At 51.1% G+C, this 24,641-nt stretch carries 13 protein-coding genes; 7 read left to right on the forward strand and 6 right to left on the reverse strand.

The window, feature by feature from the left end:
* Positions 1 to 46: 46 nt before the first annotated feature.
* On the reverse strand, positions 47 to 2,134 hold the full coding sequence (locus H6F91_RS01365) for a bluetail domain-containing putative surface protein (protein ID WP_190775670.1): 2,088 nt from the start codon (positions 2,132 to 2,134) through the stop codon (positions 47 to 49).
* Between the two features lie 534 nt (positions 2,135 to 2,668).
* On the opposite strand from H6F91_RS01365, the gene H6F91_RS01370 reads away from it, so the two are divergent.
* Positions 2,669 to 5,317, forward strand: a complete 2,649-nt coding sequence (locus H6F91_RS01370; RefSeq protein ID WP_190775671.1) for a PAS domain S-box protein — start codon at positions 2,669 to 2,671, stop codon at positions 5,315 to 5,317.
* Positions 5,318 to 5,494: 177 nt separating this feature from the next.
* Here the strand turns inward: H6F91_RS01370 and H6F91_RS01375 are convergent, their stop codons facing one another.
* Both H6F91_RS01375 and H6F91_RS01380 read right to left on the reverse strand, forming a co-directional pair.
* Positions 5,495 to 6,745 (reverse strand): acyltransferase family protein, encoded by a 1,251-nt coding sequence (locus tag H6F91_RS01375; protein ID WP_190789192.1) that lies wholly within the window; start codon positions 6,743 to 6,745, stop codon positions 5,495 to 5,497.
* A 241-nt stretch (positions 6,746 to 6,986) separates the two neighbouring features.
* Positions 6,987 to 8,471, reverse strand: coding sequence for a cellulase family glycosylhydrolase (locus tag H6F91_RS01380; protein ID WP_347279997.1), 1,485 nt, complete (start codon positions 8,469 to 8,471; stop codon positions 6,987 to 6,989).
* 918 nt (positions 8,472 to 9,389) lie between these two features.
* On the opposite strand from H6F91_RS01380, the gene H6F91_RS01385 reads away from it, so the two are divergent.
* Positions 9,390 to 10,187, forward strand: a complete 798-nt coding sequence (locus tag H6F91_RS01385; RefSeq protein ID WP_190775673.1) for a hypothetical protein — start codon at positions 9,390 to 9,392, stop codon at positions 10,185 to 10,187.
* 30 nt (positions 10,188 to 10,217) lie between these two features.
* On the opposite strand, the gene H6F91_RS01390 is transcribed toward H6F91_RS01385, so the two are convergent.
* Positions 10,218 to 10,946, reverse strand: coding sequence for a hypothetical protein (locus tag H6F91_RS01390; RefSeq protein WP_190775674.1), 729 nt, complete (start codon positions 10,944 to 10,946; stop codon positions 10,218 to 10,220).
* Positions 10,947 to 11,133: 187 nt separating this feature from the next.
* Here H6F91_RS01390 and H6F91_RS01395 point away from each other — a divergent pair, with 187 nt between their 5' ends.
* From H6F91_RS01395 to bcsA, 5 genes are all read left to right on the forward strand, one after another.
* Positions 11,134 to 13,167 (forward strand): hypothetical protein, encoded by a 2,034-nt coding sequence (locus H6F91_RS01395; RefSeq protein WP_190775675.1) that lies wholly within the window; start codon positions 11,134 to 11,136, stop codon positions 13,165 to 13,167.
* Between the two features lie 7 nt (positions 13,168 to 13,174).
* A complete protein-coding gene (locus H6F91_RS01400) occupies positions 13,175 to 15,487 on the forward strand; it encodes a tetratricopeptide repeat protein (RefSeq protein WP_190775676.1) in 2,313 nt (770 codons plus the stop codon).
* A 682-nt stretch (positions 15,488 to 16,169) separates the two neighbouring features.
* Positions 16,170 to 17,456 (forward strand): glycosyl hydrolase family 8, encoded by a 1,287-nt coding sequence (locus H6F91_RS01405; protein WP_190773457.1) that lies wholly within the window; start codon positions 16,170 to 16,172, stop codon positions 17,454 to 17,456.
* Between the two features lie 65 nt (positions 17,457 to 17,521).
* Entirely contained in the window at positions 17,522 to 20,056 is a 2,535-nt protein-coding gene (locus H6F91_RS01410; protein WP_190773451.1) for a cellulose biosynthesis cyclic di-GMP-binding regulatory protein BcsB, read from the forward strand.
* The gene (bcsA, locus tag H6F91_RS01415) at positions 20,056 to 22,599 is read left to right on the forward strand and encodes a UDP-forming cellulose synthase catalytic subunit (protein ID WP_190773452.1); all 2,544 of its coding nucleotides are present in this window, start codon (positions 20,056 to 20,058) and stop codon (positions 22,597 to 22,599) included. The genes H6F91_RS01410 and bcsA overlap by 1 nt, the downstream gene beginning before the upstream one ends.
* A 70-nt stretch (positions 22,600 to 22,669) precedes the next feature.
* On the opposite strand, the gene H6F91_RS01420 is transcribed toward bcsA, so the two are convergent.
* Positions 22,670 to 23,839, reverse strand: coding sequence for a family 10 glycosylhydrolase (locus tag H6F91_RS01420; protein ID WP_190773453.1), 1,170 nt, complete (start codon positions 23,837 to 23,839; stop codon positions 22,670 to 22,672).
* A 434-nt stretch (positions 23,840 to 24,273) separates the two neighbouring features.
* The gene (locus H6F91_RS01425) at positions 24,274 to 24,639 is read right to left on the reverse strand and encodes a hypothetical protein (RefSeq protein ID WP_190773454.1); all 366 of its coding nucleotides are present in this window, start codon (positions 24,637 to 24,639) and stop codon (positions 24,274 to 24,276) included.
* Positions 24,640 to 24,641 lie beyond the last annotated feature (2 nt).

Here is a 24,641-nt window from a genome sequence, read left to right on the forward strand (position 1 = left end):
AGCACCAACATTCTGGGGGTAATTTCATTACTGGAAATCTCCTTAGTTAGCCAAAGTAGTTACTGGTCGCCAGTACACCTGCCCCTGAATCGGTACCTGCCATGCGGATACCCGTCATGTCGACACATAAATCATCATTGGCCGAGAAAGCAGGATTACCGTTATTAACCGCTAGATAGGTATGGTTATTCCAACTAAAAAAGACGGCTTCACGAGCGAGTAGCTGTTGATTACCCAGCTGGCTTTGATTTTTATCGGTATAGGCGGCCTGCCTTGCTTCAGCCAAAGTACCGCCACTAACCCTGCCAGCATTAGATAACGATCGGGGGCGATCGCCGATCCAATCATCATTCACATCGAGAAGAATGCGATCGCCTGCTACTGCATTAAAGTCCGTAATCCAATCCACTGTAGTGCCACGGGACTGCCGAAGCGCTACCGCTTCGCTACTCCCCCCGTAGAGGAAGACGTCAGCTCCCAATCCCCCTGTAAGGCGATCGCGAGCTGCGCCACCCATCAATACGTCACTCCCTTCAGCCCCCAGGAGTACATCTCCAGCCGTTGTTCCAACGAGAAAATCATTGCTTGCTCCCCCTTGAAACGTGCGCCGGGCCGTAAATTCAACAGCTCCAACATCGGCTGTGCCATCCCGTGTAATGCCACGCTGGTCACGGCTAGGAGCGTTACCAGCCGTATTCACCGCAGCACTACCAGACAAGAGGTTATAGCTTGAGCCGAGCCCACCGTTAGGGGCGAGAGGCGCTAGTTTGGGGTCAACAATACGAACTCCAGCCGTCACTTTCACATCATTGGTAGCCAGAGGACCAGGAAACTGGATGTTATGCCCGCCATCGGTTAATGGTCGACCTGTGTGGGTATTGAGGTTCCAGGGGTTGTCAGTGGTATTGTAGGCAACGATTGAATTGGCCAGAGTTGCAGTAGTGTCATTGGGCCAGAAGGCTCCGCCGCCGAATCCGGCATAGTTGCGGGCGATCGTCAGATTGGTCATGTTGACGGCATACCCTGGGCTGTTCGCAAAGCTCATGGCTCCTCCTAGCCCATTACCCTGGCCATCGTCGGCCCGATTATTGGCAAAGGTACTGCTGATAATGGAGACGGGCGATCGCCCTCCCACCCAAAAGCCGCCTCCCTGTGATAAGGCCGTATTGTTGGCAATGGTCGTGTTGCGAATGGTTAGTTGCCCGTTGCCATGCCGCAATCCTCCACCCAGGGAATCACCGCCAGCTCCCCATGTGACTGCATTGCCAGTAATGGAACTGTTCTCAACGAGGGCTTTATCGGCCCCGTAAATCCACAGCATAATGCCGCCGCCTTGCCCTGCCCCTCGATTCCCTTCAATTCGACTATTGCGAATGATGATCGAACGACCCGGAGCATTGGGGATATCATGGGCCGTATCGGGATCAGCTCCATCGACATAGATAGCACCGCCATATCCACTGGTTCCAGCCTTCACTCCACCTGCTGTCGAGTCGTTGTTGCGAAACAGGCAGTTTTCAACGAGGAGCTGGGTGAGAAGGTTATTGATAGCACCACCATTGCTACCGCGATTGTTAACAAAGCTGCTTCCGCGGACAGTTAGGACACCACCGCTGCTGGTGGCGATCGCTCCACCACCCCGCTCCTCAACGGCAACACTGCCATTATTTCCGTCAAACTTGCTGTTTAGCACGGTTAATCGTGCTCGATAGCCCGTCCAAATACCACCACCGTAGCTAGCCGTATTGCGATTAACCTGGCAACGGTTGAGGGTCAGCGTACTATCCATCCCTGTACGGATGCCTGCCCCTGCCCCAGTTTCGTCATCACTTCCCGTTAAACGGCCATTCGCGATAATCAAATTTCTCAGCGTGACATTGGTATTATCGCCCGTTTTTAAGACCCGACTGGTTTGGTTTCCGCTAATGGTTAACCCGGGCGCATTTGCACCATCAATGATCACATTTTTATTAACAACCAGTTGCCCACTCGTTAGAGTAATGGTGCTGCCACGTAGGTTGGTTGCAAAGCGGATGGTTTGCCCTGCTTGAGCTGAGGCGATCGCTGCCCGCAGCGATCCGGCTCCGCCATTGGCATTGGTTGTGACAACGATTGCAGGTAAAGAAGTTGCCATAAAATCTCCAAACACAAACTTTTAGATAAACGAAAACGTCAAACAGCACGCTCAACGGAATTGGGGCGGCATCGAGCGTGAAACTAGGGCTCGTTTTAAAGGTTATTTTTCCGTACGCTTTGCGCCTGAAAAATAACCCCTTCAGCAAGCTTTAAAACATGCCCTAATTCGGTTTAGATTTTGCAATCTGGAGAACAGGTAACAGAAAGAGCTTGCCCATTTTTAATGGTGATCAATCAATCCTTCAAAAAATAATGCTTATTACTCTTTGTAGGTATCTGATTAGCACGATTTATTCCAATTAGTGCTCTAACAATGCTTATTCAAAATAACAGACTCACCATTTTTTCAAGCCCTTGATTTTGCATACGCGACGCATATGCAAAATCAAGAGCTTGAAAAAATGGTGAAGGTATTGGAAAAGTAAAGAATTTTAAAGTAAGTACGGACCAAGGGAGACTATTTAATGACTTGGGCAATCTGAAGCAAAGTACCACAATAATTGCTCTCATTATTTTCTCAAAGGAAATAGAAATGCGACCTGAAGGCTTAGAAACTGCGAACGCAGAAATGATTGCAGTAGCGCGTTTAGCAGCAATTGTTGAATCCTCCGACGATGCCATTATTGGTAAAGCATTGGATGGTACGGTTACAAGCTGGAATGCCAGTGCCGAAAGGATTTTTGGCTATTCCGCTGAGGAAATAATTGGGCGTTCTGTTAATCTACTTGTCCCAGATCATCGATTGGATGAGGGGTCTAAAATCCTTGACCAGATCAAACAAGGACAGAGAGTCGAACATTTTGAAACGGTGCGCAGGCGAAAGGATGGAACGCTAGTTCACATCTCCCTCTCTATTTCTCCTATTAAAGACGAAACTGGACAAATTATTGGTGCATCTAAGATTGCACGAGATATTACTAAACACCAACAGGCAGAAGATGCACTACGGCGATCCCTCAAAGATTTAGCAGATATTAAGTTTGCTCTTGATCAGTCCTCTATTGTAGCTATTACGGATACTGAAGGAACTATTACTTACGCTAATGATAAATTCTGTGAGATTTCCAAGTATTCTAAAAGCGAATTGATTGGACAAAACCACCACATTGTTAATTCTGGGTGCCATCCCAAGTCTTTCTTTCAACAAATGTGGGCCGCTATCTCCCTGGGCCAAGTATGGCAGGGTGAGATTCAGAACCGGGCGAAGGATGGAACGTTCTATTGGATAGATATGACAGTTGTGCCGTTTTTAGGCCAAAACGGAAAACCTTATCAGTATGCCGCCGTTTGTAGTGAAATTACAGTACGGAAACAAGTAGAATCAGAACTGCAAGAATTGAATGAAGAACTAGAAAGCAGAATTATAGAACGTACTGCTGAACTTGCTCAAATCAATCAAACCCTCCAATCAGAAATTGGAGAACGACAGCAAATCGAGGAAGCATTGCAGCAGTCTCAACAAATGCTGCAACTGGTCATTAATACATTTCCACAACGTGTTTTTTGGAAAGACAAAAATTTCCGTTACCTTGGCTGTAACACAATTTTCGCACGCGATGCAGGACTAGAATCACCAGAGCAAATTGTGGGTCGTGATGATTTTGAGTTGGCCTGGAAAGAGTCTGCCCCTCTTTATCGAGCCGATGATCAATTTGTTATAGAAACAAATGTTCCTAAAGTCAACTATGAGGAATCGCAGGTTCGCGAAGATGGAACCTTTTTCTGGCTTAGAACCAACAAAATTCCTCTGCATAATGACGCCAAAGAGGTAATCGGTGTATTTGGTTCTTACGAAGACATTAGCGATCGCAAGCAAGCAGAAGCCATGTTACAGGAACAAGAACAGTTTCTGCGTAGCATTTATGACAATGTTGAGTATGTCATCTTTGTTTTAGATGTTCTGGACAACGGTGAATTCCGTTATGTTGGCTGGAATGCGAATGCAGCTAAGGGATCTGGATTGTCGAGTGCTGAGGTTGCTGGTAAAACACCTAAGGAAGTATTTGGATCAGAGGCCGGAGAAGAAATTACTCAAGCCTTAAGCCAATGCCTACAGGTAGGAACCATGGTTACAGATGAAAAGCGCTTGATGTTCCAGGAACAGGAATTTTGGTCGATTGCTACATTAAACCCTTTACATAATAGTGAGGGGAAAATTTATCGGATCGTGGGAACTAGTTTTGATATTAGCGATCGCAAACGGGCAGAGGTTTTATTGCAGCAACAAAAAGAGCAATTAGAACATGCTCTCAAGGAACTTCAGCAAATGCAGATGCAGCTTGTTCAGAGCGAAAAAATGTCTGGTTTAGGACAGCTTGTTGCGGGTGTTGCCCACGAAATCAACAATCCTGTGAACTTTATCTATGGCAACCTGATACATGCCAATGAATATACACAGGATTTGTTAGGCCTATTAAGACTTTATCAACAACATCACCCAAACCCTCATCCTACTGTGCAGGCAGAAGCAGATGCTATTGATCTGGAGTTTTTAATTGATGATTTGCCAAAGCTTTTGAGTTCCATGAAAGTAGGTGCCGATCGAATTCAAAAAATCGTGGCATCTCTACGAACCTTCTCACGCATGGATGAAGCAGAAATGAAGGAGGTGAACATCCATGAAGGTATTGATAGTACCCTGATGATCCTGCAAAATCGGATTAAAACTAAAAGCGATCGACTGGGAATTGAAGTTGTTAGAGACTATAGTAATTTGCCGCTAGTCGAGTGCTACGCTGGGCAGCTCAATCAAGTCTTTATGAACATTCTCAGTAACGCCATTGATGCTTTAGAAGAAAGCTCAAAAGATACCTCAGGGCTAAGGCAGGATCTCATAGAAAGTTCTGAGCTCGCTGAAGCAGAACAAAATTCACAAAACTCTAACACGACGAAATTAAAAGAACCTTACTACTTTCCCAGAATTCAGATTCGTACGGAGTTGGTTGATCAAAACCATGTTAGTGTTCACTTTATCGATAATGGAATAGGTATTCCTGAACACGTCAAACAACGGCTGTTTGATCCCTTTTTTACAACTAAACCCATTGGAAAAGGTACAGGTATGGGGCTTTCGATCAGCTATCAAATTATAGCGGAGAAGCACAAAGGCTCATTACAGTGCCATTCGCTTCCCGGTCAAGGAACAGAGTTTGTGCTCACGATCCCGACTCGCCAAAGTTAAACCTGGGGAAGAACTTGTTTAAAAAGGTTGGTTTTCTATGCGAAGAATCTAGAAACCCAACCTTTTTAAACTCTCCTTAAAATGCTGTGGTCATGTTTCAAACGTGTGATAAGAAGGGGTGAAAGGGTTACTTCGTACTCCTTTCACCCCTTCTTATCACACGTCTAGTACCGAATGCTACCTTGTCATTTTTTGAGAAGGGCGACACAAAGTTGAGTCAATTGAATGCCAAATAGTTAGGATAAGTTGTTGGAAGGCAGGACAGATGGCGTCTACTCCAACCGCTAATATCAAGGTTAGTCCAATCATGACAGGTAGTAGCACCAGGTAACGCACTAGATCGCCTTGCACAATTAGGTTTAAGGTGCGGTCAACCACAAAATTATGAATGAGGAAGTAGCTGTAACTGCAAGCGCCTAAGCGAATTAAACCGGGCTGTAGCCATGCAATACTGCTGATATGCCGAGTCAGCACCATGGAAAGTAATGCTAAACCTAGAGGTAATAGCAGATCCACAATAACCCAACCTACCCGATAAAACTGGCAAGTAAACCCTGCTATATAAAGCAGGCTACCCATTATAAGAGCTCGACGTTGGCTCCAAAAAATAGGCCCACGTCCCTTTTGATAAGCTACTGCGATCGCCATTCCAGCAACAAAGGTACAAAGTTTCGATAAAAATAGCTGAAAGGGAGCTTCATGAGCGGGTGTATCGATGACAACGTAAGTAGGATGCCCATCGAATACATAGATAGCCAGAATTCGATAGACGATCGTTAGCAGCAAGCTCAGTAATAGGAGATTACGGACACCCCAACGCTGTAGCAGATGCCAGAGGAGGGGAAAAACCAGAGTAAAACTAATAACCAGAGGAATAAACCACCAGGGACCACTGGTGGAAAGGAGCAAGGTGCCCCGATAGTCCATCGTGAGCGGAAAGGTTAGGCCTGTGAAGCTATGCCATGCATCAGGCTTATAACTATTTGTTAGCGTTCCAATTATCCACAATACGGGATAGGACAACCATGCGACTGTCCAGAAAGGAAAGAGTAGACGCAATAGGCGACGCTTAAGAAATTGACCTGTGGCTAATGGTTGTCGCTTTAAAGAAAGCACCAGGCTGAAGCCACTCATCAAGATAAAGATATCTAGAAACTGAAAGCCAAACCAAAATGGAATCGCAACCATTCGCATGGGTAGTGGAATACCCGTGCGATCGCCCATCTCCAATAAATTTTCTAGATTGTGAAGCAATCCAGTGGGCTGCGGTGTGAATGCATAATTTCCGAAATACAGCTGGGCATGATATAGCAAAATCATGACAGCAGAAATGATCCGAATGCCTTCTAGCCAGGCCAGTCGCTTCGGTTCTGGCTCTTTAGGAATTGATGTTTGATATAGAGAAAGCGGAGCAAGAGATTGAGGCATTTGCTTCGCTCTAAATAGCTATAGAATGAAACACCTCATTAGACGGTATTCTTTAGAAGAATTCACCTATCAGTTAGAGGAATTTCAACAGCATAATCCAAAACTAAAGATAGATTTCAGTTATATCGAACTGAGTTGAATAGCCATAATAAGCAACAAACTGAAGTGCTTATTATGGCATGAACAGAATACACGTCAAAATGGTATTTTCGAGTGCCGCGCGACGCACGGCACTCGAAAATTACATCAATTCAACCCGAACTTGACGCGGCTGGTAATCACTGCCAGTCTTGTTAGCACAGAAGCCCATATCTACTGAGCGATCGCGCTCAAGTGTCCGTCCCCAGTCCGGTGCCTCTACCGTGTAATCGCTACCCTGGCGATTAAAAGTACCATTCCAACTATTGTTAATCGTTGCTTGATTCATCTGAAATCGCAGGTGCCAATTATTCACGGGGGTTGTGCCGCTATTACGGACTTGAAAGGCAACACAGAAACCCGTTTCCCAATCCGATTGAATTTGCGTTATGACTTGCAAACTCATATCAGGTGAAGAACCAGGGTTAATAGTGGGACTGGGGGATGGACTCGGAGTAGGGGGAGTAGGAGAAGTGGAGGGAGTGGGTGAGGGTGAAGAGGAACCACTGTAACCAGAGACGGGGAGAAGCTGATTGAGGAGATTCTGCTTAGGAGCATCGATTGTTTGCCAGTCATCCAGCAGAATCCCGCCAGTATCACTGCTATTGGGATTCCAACTCCAGTAAGTAAAGTGCAGATTATTTTGCTGAATATAAGTCACGAGTTGCCGTTGCCAGACGCCTTCGGGCGATCGCTCATCCACCTGTCGTCCACCAAACTCACCAATCAAGACTGGGGCGATACCCTGCCGAGCAATGTAATTGAAACCCGTTTCCCATCGTTCTATCAGGTTTTGGGGAAAGGTGGACTCTGAGAACCAGGCCTGATTGATTACTCCTGGGCCATACTCATGGGGCGAGTAAACCAATTTGTTGTTCACAGACAACCGCACCGGGTTGTCTCGTACCCCTTCAAGATTGCCACCCCACCAGTGCGCCGATAACCGTTGCCCCGGTACATTGCGTTCCACTCCCTCTACGACAATCAGCCAGTTAGGGTTGACCTGGAGGATGGCGTTACCGGCCCGCTCAGCAGCCAGACGCCAATCTGTCGCGCGATCGCCTGTCCCCCAGCTTGCTGCTCCATGGGGTTCGTTCTTTAAGTCTGCCCCGATCACATTCGGCTGGTCGCGATAACGCTCTGCCAGCATCGTCCAGGTGTTAATCCAATCCTCCTCGGTAAACCCGTCACCATACCAGAGCTCGGGAATACGCTGATTGTTGAGGCGGTGACTATCCAGCAGAATCATTAAACCCTGGCGGCCTGCTTCCTGGATAATGGCATCCATCACCTTCAGGGGAGTTTTGCCTTCCAGTTCACGGTTACTGCCGATGCTGAAGTTGATGCTGTTGGTGCGATCGCTCCGCAATCCTTGGACAGAATAGGGTAACCGGATGACGTTATACCCCTGCTGACGAATCTGACTCAGCATGTCTTTATAGTCGCGTGCCCAAAGGCCGTGGGGAGCTTGGGTTTCAGTTTCTATGCCAAACCAGTTCACACCCCGCAAGAGGACAGGTTGATTTTGGGCGTCAACGATGCGTTCCCCTTGAGTAGATAGGGGAGGCAATACTGAGTTGTTTTGCATCGGAACGCTACACCAGGCGTTAAAGACAACGAGGCCAAAGGCCAGTACACCGGGTAATAGAAAACGCTCAACTAGCCGACGCCATGGGGCAAGGTTGCCATAAGGGGGAGGCCATTTCGGGTTGTGCGATCGCCGTCTCGTCAACATGCTCATGCTGATGCCCTCGCCAACTGCTGTAGTGGACAGGCCCTGAACAAGCCATCTCTTGATAAAGACGTAAAAAAATAAAAAAGTTGCCGCTTACTAAGCCAATAAATCTACGTGTTATTGCTGAGGCAGCTAGCAAACTTCTCCACCTATGCCTTAACAGGCAATTTCACGTGCAAAATCTGACTTTAGACAGGTGCCGTTTAGATATAAAACTCTTCAAAAACTATTACTTCTAAATAAGCTATATCTAAAATAGTGCTTATGAATAAAACAAGAATTACTCATATAACTCGCTACATTAAAACCCACTTACGCTACTAGACACATTCGGTGAAGTATTTGTATAGCAAGCACTTCAGCTTAAGAAGCAATTGCCTTATTACATGCTTTAGACCAGCCCATCCGCCTAAAGACGGAGATTATCAAAAGGGAAACAAAATTTATTACTATTTCCAATAAAGATTATTTCTAAGTTAGAAAGATATTGAAAATCTACTTCTTCTAAAACCCTTCACTATCAAGCATTTTTTGGATTTCCAAGAGGCAAGTTAACAGGAAGTTCACATATCGGCCTGAAAGTTCACATTGCCTAAATCTAGCTCCATATATTTACCGATACACTTGCACATAACAATCTCGGTATCTTTACCAGGTTGTTCAAGGACAGCGTTGAGAAGGTCCTGGCTAACTGTATGAGTTTGGCTTGTCCAAACCTGGATGGGCAATTTCCTTTCTCGGATCCCTGCATATCTATCCACATTTACCGCTATGCCTTCCTTATTCCATCGTGTTTTAGTTCCCGCGACACTTCTGTCAGGAGCCGTTTTCACGGCTCTGGCCTTACCGTTCGTTTCTGTGCCGAAAGAACCTGTACTTGTTGAGTTGAAGGGGCAACCCGTCTACCAAGGAAGTATTGAAGAGCTGGCAGTACCTTATTTGGGATTCACTACAGCCTGTAGCCTCGGCATTGGCTTGACTAGTGCGACATTACTGGGATGGCGGATGTCTGCCCGAAAATCAGTTCGCACTGAAGAACAAATTTCGGTTTTACAGCAACATCTACGTGAAAAAGAAGCGTTGATTGAAGAACTCCGGTTCTCAGATGCGCGATTACAGTCGTCCTCGTTGGGCTATTTTCTAGAAGCTGAAGAACAACCTCTCTTGTCATCTGGCTCTGGCCTGGAGACATCTAGCTTCACGGTCGTTTACAACGGCTCTACAGGGCCGGATCACCCGGTGAAGGCTGTGTCACCTAACGTTGACACCCACTCGTCTCAGCCCATGCTACATAGTTTGTCTACTTCCGCCACATCTGGAAACACACTGAACAGCACGAGCCACAAGCAAGTGCTGGAAAAAGCACGGATGGCTATGCCAGGAGCACAGGCGTACACCGGTTACCTGCGCCAGACCCGCTCTGAGGAAGCCCATCTTCCCCAGCAGACTGCTGCTAGCAACCAAACCGTCAGTGAACTTCTGCACCAGATCAAAGTTCTGATGGCTGAAGTAGAAAAGCACAGTGTATTAGAACACAGTGCAGAAAAGCAGAACATCCGGGCTGCCTAGCTCGATGGTACAACCCGGAATGGTTACGCTTTATCGCAACATTTCATCAGGGTTAAGGGGTGCACTGGTGGCGTCCAACGTGAGTGGCGCAGGGCTGGGTTGAGCTGCCTGATTAACAGGAGGTGAAGCTGGCTGCTGCGCTACAGGGGGCGTCGTACGACCTGTCGGGAGAGCAATGGTTAGATCTCGACTGGTATAGACGTAGACCTCGCCATCGGGCGTAAAGCGAACGCGATCGCCCCGTAATAGAACGCGCGATCGCTCCAGGGCTGACTCCAGGTTCTGAGATTGCTGGGTTGGTTCAAGGGTAGCCTGAAACAGCACAGTTTCCGAAGGCTTGGGCGCAACACCCAAGTTTTTCGCCTCCAGTTGCCAGGCTTCCTGGTACTGGCCAGAGGGGGCAACGCGCCACAGATTTAAGGCCGCTTCCCAGGTTCCCTGCTGAACGGTGGTGATCTGGCGGTCGAGGATGGTGTAGCTGGGTTCTTGGTTAAAGGACGCAGCTTCCGTCGTGTCCAGACGACGAATGGCCGACAGGCTCAGTTTTGTGCTTTCCGGTAGATTAGTATGGCCCGTTAGGCGGTAAACCCCTCCGGTTTCTGTGGCTTCTACTGCATCGATACTGAGATTGACGTCGACGGGTTCTCGTGAGACAAATGGGCTTGACAGAGGAATAGAGGTGCATCCGGCGATCGCCCACAAGCTCACCACTACAAGCAAACATTTAAGGAGCACTGAGAGGGGTTTGAGTAGAAACATGGTGTATTCAGGGTGCGACAACAATCAGGTAACTCAATTTCTAATATACGTATGCCACTGAAATGCGCCTTTCCAAAAATGCCGCAGCATCTCGATTATGGGGCGCGCGCTAAAGCCCCAATTGTAAAGATAAATACTTGCATTTTAGGAGTTTCTCTCAGCCGTGTGCCGTTCTGTGGATAAACAGATGAAACAATATGTCTGGTTGGCTCCTATCACTCGTATTTCTTATTGGCTGAGCCTTTCAACTCCCCTGGCTTTAACCCTTGTTATCACGAACATCTGGCAGCTCCCTGTCCTGGCTAATGGGCTAGAGGAGCCGTTTTTCACGGAAAACCCTCAAGGTGCAGCTGAGTCATTGCCTGCTTCGCCGGGTTCTGACCCAAATTCTGTTGTCGCTCTGGTGCAAGATGTTACCGCACCGCCCGTAGAAGCATCTGTCTCTGATAGGCAGGTAGAGGCTTCTGCCTTGAATACCGCTACACAGGTTACAGCTTCAGCCGTACCGACTCCGGTAATCATTGCTCAATCACTCCCACAGATTGAGGTTCTACCGTCCAGTGCATCCGTTCCACCTTCCCCGGTCTCGCCTGTTACAACGGCAACTCCCGTAGGGGCCCCATCTTCAGGAACGGTGCAGGTGCAATGGGGGCAGGCGATCGCCCAAACTTTACCACCCCCGCCCCCGATTCCCGCTTCTATACCCACTTTTCGAGAGGAGGTCTTTGAAGCTCCCCCCGACCCAGCCTCGGCCCAGGCCCCGGTTTATGTTCTGGTCGTGCCGCCTACAACACCCGGTGCGATCCCGCTGTATCCCTCAGCACCGCTGGCTTCTGGAACTCCGGCAGTAGCCTATCCGGTTCCTGCGAATTCAGTACCTGTATATGGAACGCCTGGGGCTTATCCCGCTCCTGGGGCTTATCCCGCTCCTGGGGCTTATCCCGCTCCTGGGGCTTATCCCGCTCCTGGGGCTTATCCAGTTCCTGGGGCTTATCCAGTTCCAATGGCGGCCCCAGCTCCTATGGTTTATGCGACGCCTGGAGCTTACCCAGCACCAATGGCGGCTCCAACTCCCGTGGTTTATGGAGTCCCGGCGGGCTATCCCCCTCCCATGGTTTATGCAACCCCAGGGGGATACCCAAATCCGACGGTTGCACCCACTCAAGCAGGTTATGGGATTCCGGGGTATCCCGCGGCAACAACCTATGGAGCCCCGGCGGTGGCTCCGGGAGTTGCGCCCCCTCCGGCATCAGTGGTTCAGTCTCCTGAACCCACAATTCCCACAAGTGCTCTGACGCCCCCCTCTCTGGGTTTTCAGGGGGTTGCCATCTATGCAGCCGACGACTTCTCAGCCCGAGCCCGGTTAGCAGCGGTGTATCCCCTCAGTCCCCGAGTAGTGGTGGGCGGCACCCTGGACGTGATTACCGGGGATGAAGAGATTACCGACCTGGGGGATGAAGGGGTTGATATTAATGAACTCTATGTAACTGTGGCTCCTGAGAGCGTGCCTAACCTTCGTTTTACAGTGGGTCAGGTAGATCTCACGTCCTACTTCGATCGCAACAGCTTTGCGAAGGATGGAGCGAGCCAGTTTTTTAACGACATCTTTCAGACTAATCCGGCGTTAGCTGCGGCCAACATCGACTCGCGTCCTGGGGTTGTGGTGAACTGGAGCCTCAATGACAACCTGGAAGCACGAGTTGCAGGGTTCTCTTCCGGTGAAAGTATTGGAGATTTTCAACTGGATGGCTTTGCGGGAGAACTGGGCTTTCGGGTGGGGAACGCCATTTTGCGAGGCACCTATGTCTCCTCGCGTGACACTGATATTTCCGGTGATGCCGATTCTGATCGCCTGGAAGCTTACGGCCTGAACGCAGAGACGTTTATCCCCGACCTTAACCTGGGATTGTTTGCGCGCTACGGCCAACTCAATAGCCTGGGAGATGATTTTGAGGCCGATACCTATAGCTTTGGTTTCAGCTTCCTGGATCTACTGATGCAGAACGATCGCCTGGGAGTGGCCTATGGTCGCAACCTCTCGGATGAGGTGAACCGCGATCGCAATAATCCCGTGCCGGATGCCCTGGAGCTTTTCTACGACTTCCCGGTCTTACCCAATTTGCGACTAGGATTTACCCTGCAACAGATTGATGATTTCTCAGAAACTATTGCAGGGTTGCGGGTTCGCACGGATTTTGACATTACACCCAGATCAAGGTAGGCAGAGCATGATGCAAGCTTATAAAGGGGTTCCAACCCTGATGGGCGTGGCCATAGCCAGCATCATCGTCGGTTCACCCATCGTCGGGCTGGCTCAGGCAAGCCCAGACCTGACTATCGCTCAGACCACCCCGATCCCCGCAGCCCTTCAGCGAGCTTACGGTTTGCTAGGACGGGGATTGGTCGATCAGGCAATTAGCGAGTTTGAGCGCTATCTGCGGCAAAACTCCGAATCTTTGGAAGGACAGTTGGGGGTGGCGATCGCCTATCGCCGGGCCGGCCGTGATGCGGATGCGTTGCAAGCTTACGAGCGCGTATTGCAACTAGACCCCGGCAATACGCTGGCCCTCTCCAGTATTGGGTTATTGGGCGAGTACCGCCCCGAGTGGCAGGCCCGAGGCATTGAAGCCCTGACAACCCTATTGCAACGGGAGCCAAATAATACAGAAGCTCGCGCTCAGCGGGCCAAGCTGTACTTTTACCAGGGGCGATTAGCCGAGGCGATCGCTGATTACGATCGAGTCATCGCCCAAAACCCTGATCCAGCCGTTCTCAGCACAGCGGCAGAAGTTTACACCTATGGCGGTGATCCGGCCCGTGGCCTGGAGTTATTTAATCGCCTGCGAGCCCAGGGAGCTACGCTTTCCCCCAGTAGCACACTTGCCTATGCGGTGGCCCTGCGAGAAACAGGCGATCCGGCTCAGGCAGCGGCCCTGCTAGATGCCCAACTGCGCCGCTCCCAACGGTTAGATGAGAATGCAATTCGACTACGCTCGGCATTGGCGATCGCCTACGCCGACCTGGGGCAATTAGCTCAGGCGGAAGCCACCGTTGCTCCCCTGCGAGGGCGGCAGGATGCCCGATTGGATTTAGCTCGGGCGCTCAATAGTATGGCTGCATTGCAACCGGGCTACCAGGCGGAGGTGGCGGCGCTCTATCGGCAGGTGTTGACGGAAGCACCGACGGTGGACACGGCGATCGCCCGAGAAGCTGCCGATGTCCTGAGCGGCATCCCTTCAGAACGGTTGTTGGCTTTGCAGCTTTACGAGCAACTGGTCTTACAACAGCCCAACGACTATGGTTTGCAGATCCGTCGATTGGTGCTGGCGACCCAGGCGGGGCGATTGTCTCGTTCGGCTCTGGCTCAGCAGTTGCAGCAGACATTTCCAACCTTGCCAGGAGAAGCAGGGCAGTTGCGAGCGATCGCCCAGGCTCTCGTCCTTCTCGATCCACCCGATCCCCAATTGCTGCCGTTATTTGAGGCACTCCAGGGGGCAGGGGTGAATGAACCCCTGCTGACCTTCCGCATGGCCCAAATGCGCATTCAGACGAATGACTTGGCAGGAGCAAGAGCCCTGTTGGCGTCCTACTCTGCGACACCTGCTGGAAGCCGGAACATGAACGGCATCTTACTCCTGATGGCCGCCATCGATCAGAAGGAGGGCAACCTAGAGGCAGCGGCCCAACGCTATACCAGCCTGCTGACCAGCGGCATTACTGACCCTGCTGCAATTGATGGAGCGTTGCAAGGACTGGCCGGCATCCGGCAACAACAGGGGCGAGTGGGGGAAGCCCTGGCTATTTATGACCAACTGGTAGCCCGTAATCCTCAAGATTTCAACCGGCAATTGGGACGGGCCAGCCTCGCTTACCAGGCCAATCTGATCTCTGAAGCTCAGGCGACAGCGTATCTTACAGCCTGGTTGCAAACGCCGAATGCTGAGGTATCGCCGGAGTTGGTGAGCCTGGTCAGTATTCTGCCTCCCAATCCTCAGCAGGAGAACCTGTATCGGCAGCTTTTAGCTGCTAACCCAACGGATACGGGGCTACAGCTACGGTTGGCCCAGGTGATTGCACTGCGTAACCCAGCCGAGGCAGAAGCGCTCATCCGCCAGTTGATTGCCCAGGACCCCGATAACCTGGGGGGTTACTTTGTGCAGGGGCAACTGGCTCAGCAGTTAGGAAACCTAACCCTGGCCAGTGAAACCTACGAGGGGATTTTGGCTCGAGATCCCAATAATGCCGATGCCCTATCGGCTCTCGCTGGGGTGCGATTCCAGCAGCGGCAATTTCAGGAGGCCGAGCGGCTTTATAGCGAAGTTCTCGACCTCAATCCCCAAAACATGACAGCCCGCACGGCTCGCATTCAACTACAGGCTGCCCAGGGGCGGCCCATGGAAGCACGGCAACAACTGCAAGGGTTGCAGCAAGAACAGGCAGCTACCGGAAGTGTCAATCCGGCCCTTGCCGCAGAAGTTCAGCGGATTGAGGAAGGCATGTTGCAACAACGGGGATTTCAACCCCCGTGGGAGCGGTATTAGAAGGCGGAGGGCGATCGCCTCTCTACTTATTCGACGCCCCTAGCAAGCTGTTTTCTAACTGGCTCTCCTTATAAATGATTCAGAAGGGCTGCTATAGCCCTTCTGCCGAAAAACACGACTTAAATTCGTACAGCAACATCAAGATTAGCTAACAGAAAATACCACCCTTCAACACCCATTGTGGAGATATTGCAAATCTCCTACTTTCGGCTACCCCTGAATATGTCTTTAGGAGGATACAAAGTGAAAAGTAGTTATTTTTTGAAAAATTCCATGCTTTTTGTCATATCAATCTCTAAAAGTAGAAGGCCAGATTGAGCTATGGCTTCAGTCGGCAAAATTTTCTCTATTCCTTGTCTAGCAAGGATCACAGATCTTAATTTAGATTTTATCCATTTGTAGTTTTATTGAATAAACTACTAGGAAATAAGCCTTTTGGTTGATAGACAGCTTTAAAAGCTATCTATACGAGTTATCCATATTGAGCGGATTTAATGTTTCGTTGGAATTACCTAACGTTTTCATTAAGAGATTACAAAGTAGGCCTCAAACATCTTCTTTAGATCCAAAAATCCGCAATTATAACCATGAGCAGGTCGGGTTAATTTGTTCCATGCCGAAATCATTTGGATGGTCGAGCATCGCCCGCACATTCTGGGCGTTTCATAAACCGAATTCCCCCATGAGGCTGACCCTTTCGTTGATGGGCTGGTCACTGATTGGCGTGATGGGTTGGGGCTTAACAGGATGCGTCAACGTCCAGGATCAGGCAAAAGCTTCTAATACCACACCCCCACCAGAAACCAGTACAGCGTCGGCCTCACCCACATCGAATGGTGCAGCATTGTCCGCAGAACCCTGGTTGGCCGGGTTATCTGACGCGGACCAGACCATTTTGAAAGAGAGCTGGCAAGCCTACAAACAACGGTTCATCCAGAACGATGGCCGCGTGATTGATTGGGAGAGCCAGAGCCGCACCGTTTCTGAAGGGCAAGCCTACGCCATGCTCCGAGCCGTGTGGATGGATGACCCCGAAACTTTTGAGAAAACCCTTGCCTGGGCCGAGAGCAACCTGCAACGGTGGCAGGGCGATCGCCAGGTAGATTCACTCTGGGCCTGGAAGTGGGGCCAGAAGCCGGATCAGAGCTGGGGCACGATTGATGCCAATTTTGCCAGCGATGCCGATGTGGATGCGATCGCCGCCCTCATCCTCGCCTCCCGCCGTTGGAATCAGCCCGAATACCTAACGCTGGCCCGTACCAAACTCAAGGATCTGTGGCAACAAGCCGTCATTGACGAAAGCAATACTCTCTACCTGCTTCCCGGCCCGGCACAGGCGTTCCGCCCCCAACCCGACGAGGTTCTCCTCAACCCCTCCTACTTGTTTCCCTCAGCATTTCGGCTGTTTGCCCAGGTGGATGACACCCATGATTGGATGCGGCTCGTGGAGGACAGCTATGGCTTGTTAGAAAATGCTGCCACGCTCTCGAATGTCGGGTTGCCCAGCGACTGGGTTCGGGTCAACCTTCGCACCCAAAGTGTTCAACCGGTCCTCAATCAGGAGTCGTTGTCCTCTCAGTATGGGTTTGATGCCTACCGGGTCTGGTGGCGGGTCACGTTAGACGCCCAGTGGTTTAAGGAGGAGCGGGCGATCGCATTTCTACGCCAGAGCCTTGACCATCCCAAATCCTTATGGAAGGCAGAGCAGCAAATTCCCGCTCGCATTGATCTAGCCGGAAAACCCCTAGTGCCCTACGAGGCAACCGCCCAGTACGCCATGCTCTACGCAGCGTTCCAGGTGGTGGACCCGGCGATCGCCGCTGAACTCCACCCCAAACTTCTATCCACTTACCAAAATGGCATCTGGGATAACCCCAATGCTTATTACGTGCAAAACCTCGCCTGGTTTGGTTTATCCACGCCGGTGCTGGTGCCGGACACGCTCCTGCAGGCCCGGCCCACACCTTAACGACAACGTTGTATCCCTGGTCGTATCGGGGCTTTCCGGTCACCCTTTTGTCCTACAGAGTTTCTATGTCTCACCCACGTCGGTCAACTTCTAACCCGTTCACCCGATTGTGCCATTGGCCCCGATGGCGGCGTTTTTTAGTGGTATCACTCAGCGGATGTCTGGGGATTTTGCTGCTTCAGGGCTTGCCCTCCCTGGCCCAATCCACTGATGCTCCTATCCGGCAGCAAGAAAACCAGGTGATTGAGCAATTTGCTCCAGTTCCCGTCCAAACCCCAAAGCCTGCGAGTCGACCTGTTTACCGTCCTCGTCCGGCAGCGGCACCCCGCCGTGAGCGTCCTGCAACTGCGGAGTCTGCACCTCGCTCGCCCCGCACCCAGCCTGCTTCCCGTCCCTCCCGTTCCTCCCGTCCCTCTAATCGCCCTGCGGTGACTGCTACCGAGGCCCCATCGAGTTCGTCGGCTCCCGCCGAGGAGCCCACCCTCAACCAATACATTCTGGAATTTAACCGCAGCCCAGTCGTGGGAAATCGCTTTCGGTTAGAAGGACGGATGAACGAGGCCCGCCTTGGGTTTACCCGACCGACGAGTTGGAAAGTGCGATCGGCTAAGGCCATGATTCGGTTTCAACACTCGCCGCAGTTGTTGAGCGATCGCTCCTCCATGACGGTGCGGGTGAATGGCACTAGCGTCGGCACCATTCCCCTCAATCGCAAGGGCTCTGAAATTGGGCAGGCATTGTTCAACATTCCACCCAACCTGATTCAGAATTTCAACGAAATCTCCATGCTGGTGCAACAGACCGATTCCGCTGAGTGCCCCGCCCTGAATGACCCGGATTTGTGGACGGAGATTTTGCCCGATTCTAAACTAATCTTCAGCTTTGAATCTCAGGATGTTCCCCTGGATTTTGCCCGCTATCCCTATCCTCTCCTCGATCCACTGGGGTTAGATCCTGAGCAACTGGCCTACCTCCAACCGGCCCAGATGACCGATGCCTGGTTGACGGCAGTGGCCCGCATGCAAGCCTCCTTTGGGCGGCAAGAACGGTTCCGTCCTATCCAAACTCGCCTGATTCAATCAGTTGATGATCTGCGTTCAAATGAACGGCTGATCGTGCTGGGCACCCCAGCAGAGCAACCCGTTCTCAGCACCCTGTCTCTACCACTCCCGGTAAAAGATGGGCAATTGGTCGATGCCAATAAGTCCCCCCTGGGAGGAGATACAGGAGTTTTGATGTTGGCCACCACTCGGGATGGCGATGCGCCAGTGTTGGTAGCAACGGCGAATACGGCAGCCGGGGTCGATAAAGCGGTGCAGTTTCTGGTGCAACCCGATCGCCAACTCAGCGCCGGACAGCTCATTACAGTAAGCCAGACGAGCAAGGCAGAATCGCCTGCGCCCCGGCAGTGGCCCCGTTATCTGCCCAGCGATCGCAATTCGTTCACCCTGGCTGATTTACAACGGGGAGATGGCAGCTCCTATCAGGACATGACGGTACGGGGTGCTTTGCCACCTGCGATCGCTATCGACTTTCGCCCCCTGCCCGATGAGAAGCTCCTACCCGGTAGCTCCCTGATATTGGACTATAGCTACAGCCCTCAGATCAATCCCCGAGGAGCTTCAGTGGAGGTGCGGTTGGATGATGTGGCGATCGCCGGAAAGCAGCTAACCTCCGTCAAGGGAGGACACGATCGTCTACGTGTGGAATTACCCGCTGACCTGATTACGCCCACCTCAAAGCTGACGGTGCAGTTCATTCTGCCCCCCCTTCAGGGCAGCACCTGTACTCAGAGCATTGATAACCAGATGTGGGCGACGGTCTACGCGGACAGCACTCGGTTTAAGGTAAAACGCGAACAGGTGGTGAATTTGCCTGACCTGAAGCTGCTGCAAGCGGGCTTTCCCCTGACCGCTCCTCAGGATCTATCCGCGACGGCAATTGTTTTACCCAACGAACCCACCGGAGGGGATTTGCTCACCCTGGTGCAGGTAGCCGAGCGCCTGGGCCGCCTGAGCGACTCTGACGCCATCCAACTGGCCGTACATCGGCAGAATAGCTTGCCGCAGGAAGCCCGAGACCAGAAGAATTTGGTGGGCATTGGCGTGCGCGATCGCTTCCCCCTCCCCGACGTGTTCGCCAGCAATGGGTTTACCCTGGGCAACTTCTTCGCTCGACAGCAAGATCAGACCCAGATTCAAACCCTGCCTGATGGAGAAGGAGTGGTGCGATCAGTGGTGTCACCCTGGAACTCTCATCGCGTTCTGTTGGGGCTTACAGCTCAAAGTGATGCCGGGTTAAGTGAAGTGCGCGACCTCTTCCGCAACGACTCCCTCTTCTTCCAGTTGGAGGGAGATACGGCTCTGGTGAGCAGTAACACTGATAACCCAGCTCCCTATGATGCCAATGCTTACACCGTAAAGTTCTTGCAATCCGTGCCCCAAGTGCAGATTGGACGGCGATCGCCCCTACGCGTGGCCTCCCAGTTTTTGCAAGACCACTGGCTGGCCCTACCCGTTGGAATTTTCTGCTCGGCACTGCTGCTGTTTGGTGCATCGCAGTTTTATCTGAACCAGTTCAATCGTTCCGGAGATGAGTGATGACTTCCCGTGCAACCCCTGGACAACGCCACTGGTTAGTCCGTCTGCTCCGGAGCCTGCCTGACGGGTTTGAGCGACGATTCCAGCGGCAACAATGGCCCCTGTTAGCACTCATCGGTGCTGTCATCCTGGTGTCCATTCCGCTCATTGTGACGCCCCTCCCCTTCTGGCCGCAGTTCTGGATTGCCGTCCTGCTGATTGGTTTGGGCTGGTTCATTGTGCACCTGGAAGGGTATCAGGATTCGCCCCGTACCAGCGAGTACCTGCACCTATTTCTGGTGTGGCTCAGCATCGTTACAACCCTGCGCTATTTTTACTACCGCACCTTCAACACCCTCAACTTTGATGGGGCTGTTAATACCTTTTTCAGTTTGTTGCTGTACGGTGCGGAGTTATATGCGGTTGTCACATTGATTCTGGCTTATTTCCAGACCGTTAAACTGAAGCACCGAACCCCTATTCCCCTGGATACAATTCCCCAGGCCCAGTGGCCCAACGTGGATATTTACATCCCCACTTACAACGAGGATGTTGAGATTGTTCGTAAGACGGCTCTGGCGGCAATGGCTGTTGATTATCCCAGCCAACGCAAGCGGGTGTATGTGCTGGATGATGGGCGTAAGTTCCCCGATCGCCGCAAACTGCTCCAGGAGATGTGTGACCAGGTGGGTTGCACGATGCTGGTGCGGGACAACAACGATCACGCTAAAGCGGGAAACATCAACACCGCCATGCGGCGCACTGGGGGTGATCTGATTCTGATTCTGGATTGTGATCACATTCCTACCCGCGACATTCTGCAAAACACAGTCGGTTTTTTCCAGGACCCTAAGGTCTTTATGGTGCAGACGCCCCACTGGTTTTTCAACCCTGACCCATTTGAGCGCAACCTGCTGACCGAGGGGCGAGTGCCGGTGGGTAATGAGCTGTTCTACAAGGTGTTGCAAAAGGGAAATGACTTTTGGAATGCTGCTTTCTTTTGCGGTTCGGCGGCCGTGATTCGCAAAGCCCATTTGCTCAAGGTAGGCGGCATTGCGGTGGAAACAGTAACGGAGGACTGCCACACGTCCCTGCGACTGCACTCCCTGGGGTACAAGTCGGTTTACTACGACAAAATTATGGTGGCGGGGTTAGCGCCCGAAAAGTTCTCCTCCTATGTGGGCCAGCAGGTGCGTTGGGCACGTGGTATGGCGCAAATTCTGCGGTTAGAAAATCCCATGTTTAACCGCAAGTTGAAACTATCCTTACCTCAGCGCATTTGTTATCTATCAGCCACGACCCACTTCTTCTTTGGGTTTCCTCGGTTGATGTATGCGATCGCCCCCGTCCTTTTCCTGCTGTTTGGGGTTAACTCTATTCGGGGTTTGGGGGTCGTTACCCTGGCCTATGCCTTGCCCCACATTTTGTTGGCCATGAATGCGAACTACATCACCTATAAAACCGTTCGCTTTTCCTTCTGGAATGAGATCTTTGAATACGCCATGGCGTTTCAGGATGGCATTGTCACATTCATGGCCTTGATCAATCCGAAGCTTGGCAACTTTAATGTGACCGATAAGGGGCAAGTGGTTGCCAAGCGTTCCTTTGACTGGGAATCGGCAAAGCCTTCGGTGATTGTGGCCATTCTGATTGGCCTGTCGTTGATGGCAGTGCCCTTCTGGTTGATCCTACGGCCACAGGAAACTCAGGCTGCCATTATTAACGCGAGCTGGAGTGTGTTCAATCTGTTGTTACTATCAGCCGCAATTCTGGTGGCCCTTGAGCAGCCGCAGTTACGGCGATCGCACCGACTGGATCGCAAGTTAGAAGCCGTGATCTACGGTAACCGTCAGACCTGGCATGGCCGCACGATTGATGTGAGTGAGACGGGAGCTAGAATCCAGCTCACCACCTGGCCCAATCTACCCGATGAAGTGGAGCTAGAGTTAATTGGTGATTACGGGGCTCGTGCCTTCGTCAATGCCCGTGTCATGCGCGTCACTCCCCAGGATGAGGATCATGTGGTGGTGTCAATGGATTTTGTTGACCTCTCCCAGGCCCAGTCCGATGCCCTGGTACTGGTGCTGTACTCCGATGTGAAGCAGTGGTATTCCCAGTACCGCCAGGAAATCGATCGCCCCTTTGCAGCTCTGGCATTTCTCGCTTCTGGACTGCCTCGGGCCTTCAAAGACCCAAAACCTGCTAAGAATGTGGAGATTCGCAAACAAATTCGGGCAGCAGCGCAAGTGTATTGGGAGGGTCATTTTTACTCGGCCATTGCGACTGAAATCAACACGCGTAACCTGCGTCTGCATTTACCGTCGTTTCCCAACATTCCACCGGAACAGCTTCAACAAGTTCCTGTTGTTGGATTGCTTCTCTCACAGTATGAAGATGAGCCAACCCCCACTCGACTACTGGCAGAAATCAAGCGGGTGAAACCTCAGCCCGAGTCCGACCACACTGATGGAAGCTCCGCTCTACTGCTGGATATTACCTTTCCAAAAGCTCTCGACCCCAAACAGGGCAAGCGTATTCGGGAGTTAATTAACTCCCTGGAATAGGAGTGTTTTTCTTCAAAGCGTTTATTGTTAAAAAGCCTCGCTCCGCGAGGCTTTTTAACAATAAACTGTCCTATTCCTGGAAAATGCGATCGCCCTTCGTAGACGGATGGCGGAACCACCAAAATGTTGTTTCCCAACAAAAGAATGACACACCTGCATATTGTGATTGACGCACGTGATCAACCTGTTGGCGAATCTGCTCCAATGATTGGGGGGAAAGGAACGGACCTGTGTAAATTCCAATAGCGACTGGAATTTGCGATCGCACTTGGCGCAGTCGAGCATTGGATAATTCATTGGCAAATGCGGATGATTCTGACCGATAGACTTGCACCACAACTTCATCCAGCAAGCCGAGATCAATCCAGCGAGACCAGTCTTGCAAATAATTTTCATAGGCAAAATCTGGCAGATTGGGGGAGAGCGAGACAACGGCATCCGGACGAACTGCTCTGACAGCCTGAGCGATTTTTGTCATCAATGCTGTCACATGTGCAGCTCGCCAGGCCACCCACTCAGCATCGCGTGCGTCTGTGGGTGGAGCCTGCCCCTGGTGGTCAGCCTGGTAACGTTTGACAGTATAGGCATCGTAGCCAAAGGCAATGGGCATGGCAAAATGATCGTCAAGCTGAATGCCATCAATCGGATAACGTTTGGCAACATCCACAATTAAATCGGTTAGAAACTGCTGCACTTCAGGATGAGCAGGATTGAACCAGGATTGACCATTCACCTCATCCTGCTGTTTTCCATCCCGAGTGCTGCTCAACCAGTCAGGATGTGCGATCGCGATCGCAGACTGTGGCGGAATCATCAGCCCATATTCAAACCAGGGAATTAGTCGCACATGCTGTCGATGGGCTTGCCTGAGGAGACTTGAAAGCGGGTCGGGACGAGGCAGCTTTTGCCACAGTCGATCTGTGTTACTGGCACGTTGAACGATCGCACTGGGATGCAGGGTTGCACCGCTGTTCCAGACGGAGGGATAGAGGGTGTTGAGATCCTGCTTGGCAAGATTGGCGATCGCATCATCCAGCCGAGTTGTGTAGTACATCAATGCCGCACCGATGTCGGTCATCCAAACACCCCGAAGCTCGGTCGAGGCTCCGGCGCTATGCCGTACAGTTGGAGCTTGCCATAAGGTTAATACGAGGGCGAGCGAGCAAAGCAGGAGCAGAAAAGACGAACACCACGGCAGACGCGATCGCTGTATAGATTTTGACGGATGATTAACGGGCATCTTGAATCCACTCACTCAAATCTACTGATTGACTCTGATGTCTGGTTATCAGTCGGATTTGAGGAGAAATGTGAGCGATCGTGACATTGGTAAGCGGCAACAGATAAAATCTCACTCCATCATCTCTCATCCTTTCGGATCTGGGTTATGGCCTTATGCAAACCTCAGTTCGGGATAAGCTGAAGTGCTCATTTTGGCGTGCGCTTTGCGCACGCCAAAATGAGCGTTTTCGAGTGCCGCGCGTTGCGCGGCACTCGAAAACGCCCTTAACCCGAACTCAGGTTATGCAACTTGAATAGGGTAGTTCATTTTTGAGAAGCCGCTCGGAGAGCGACTTCTCAAAAATGAAGAACACAACTCAGAACCGCCAACAGTTTTGAACGGCCGAGTCTTACATCTGCGTTTTGTTGCAATCCACCCCTTTCAAGAGCTATTCACTCTTTCAAGTTGACCTTGACCTTTCCTGCCACTTCCCCATTCTGAAACCAAACTAAAGCATGGGAACCACTATCATTTCGCCACTGATATATCTGTAAATTCGCCATGCCTGGGCCCTTTGGATGGCGCTTCTCAAGTTCTACCCCAGGATGCTGAACGATCGCCTGCACCTGGCTGATTGTCATCTCGGGTTGAATGCGATTGTACTCATCCAGAGTAATCACCGGAGACGTGGTCGGGTGCAAGAGCATACGTGCAATGGCAACAATTGGCAGAATTGCAAGTTTAATGAGAGCCACTCCATAGAACAGCCTTTTAGAGGGGTATACAGCACGAAAAGACGGGTCATCGTCGCTGTTCATGG

Source organism: Leptolyngbya sp. FACHB-8 (assembly GCF_014695575.1).
Taxonomy (GTDB): Bacteria; Cyanobacteriota; Cyanobacteriia; order Elainellales; family Elainellaceae; genus Vacuolonema.

Excerpts from the sequence above, each read along its gene's own strand:
- H6F91_RS01385 (WP_190775673.1), top strand. The coding sequence starts at position 9,390 with ATGCCTTCCTTATTCCATCGTGTTTTAGTTCCCGCGACACTTCTGTCA.
- H6F91_RS01405 (WP_190773457.1), top strand. The coding sequence starts at position 16,170 with ATGAGGCTGACCCTTTCGTTGATGGGCTGGTCACTGATTGGCGTGATG.
- H6F91_RS01365 (WP_190775670.1), bottom strand. The coding sequence starts at position 2,134 with ATGGCAACTTCTTTACCTGCAATCGTTGTCACAACCAATGCCAATGGC.
- H6F91_RS01370 (WP_190775671.1), top strand. The coding sequence starts at position 2,669 with ATGCGACCTGAAGGCTTAGAAACTGCGAACGCAGAAATGATTGCAGTA.
- H6F91_RS01420 (WP_190773453.1), bottom strand. The coding sequence starts at position 23,839 with ATGCCCGTTAATCATCCGTCAAAATCTATACAGCGATCGCGTCTGCCG.
- H6F91_RS01375 (WP_190789192.1), bottom strand. The coding sequence starts at position 6,745 with ATGCCTCAATCTCTTGCTCCGCTTTCTCTATATCAAACATCAATTCCT.
- bcsA (WP_190773452.1), top strand. The coding sequence starts at position 20,056 with ATGACTTCCCGTGCAACCCCTGGACAACGCCACTGGTTAGTCCGTCTG.
- H6F91_RS01380 (WP_347279997.1), bottom strand. The coding sequence starts at position 8,471 with ATGCAAAACAACTCAGTATTGCCTCCCCTATCTACTCAAGGGGAACGC.
- H6F91_RS01390 (WP_190775674.1), bottom strand. The coding sequence starts at position 10,946 with ATGTTTCTACTCAAACCCCTCTCAGTGCTCCTTAAATGTTTGCTTGTA.
- H6F91_RS01395 (WP_190775675.1), top strand. The coding sequence starts at position 11,134 with ATGAAACAATATGTCTGGTTGGCTCCTATCACTCGTATTTCTTATTGG.
- H6F91_RS01410 (WP_190773451.1), top strand. The coding sequence starts at position 17,522 with ATGTCTCACCCACGTCGGTCAACTTCTAACCCGTTCACCCGATTGTGC.
- H6F91_RS01400 (WP_190775676.1), top strand. The coding sequence starts at position 13,175 with ATGATGCAAGCTTATAAAGGGGTTCCAACCCTGATGGGCGTGGCCATA.
- H6F91_RS01425 (WP_190773454.1), bottom strand. The coding sequence starts at position 24,639 with ATGAACAGCGACGATGACCCGTCTTTTCGTGCTGTATACCCCTCTAAA.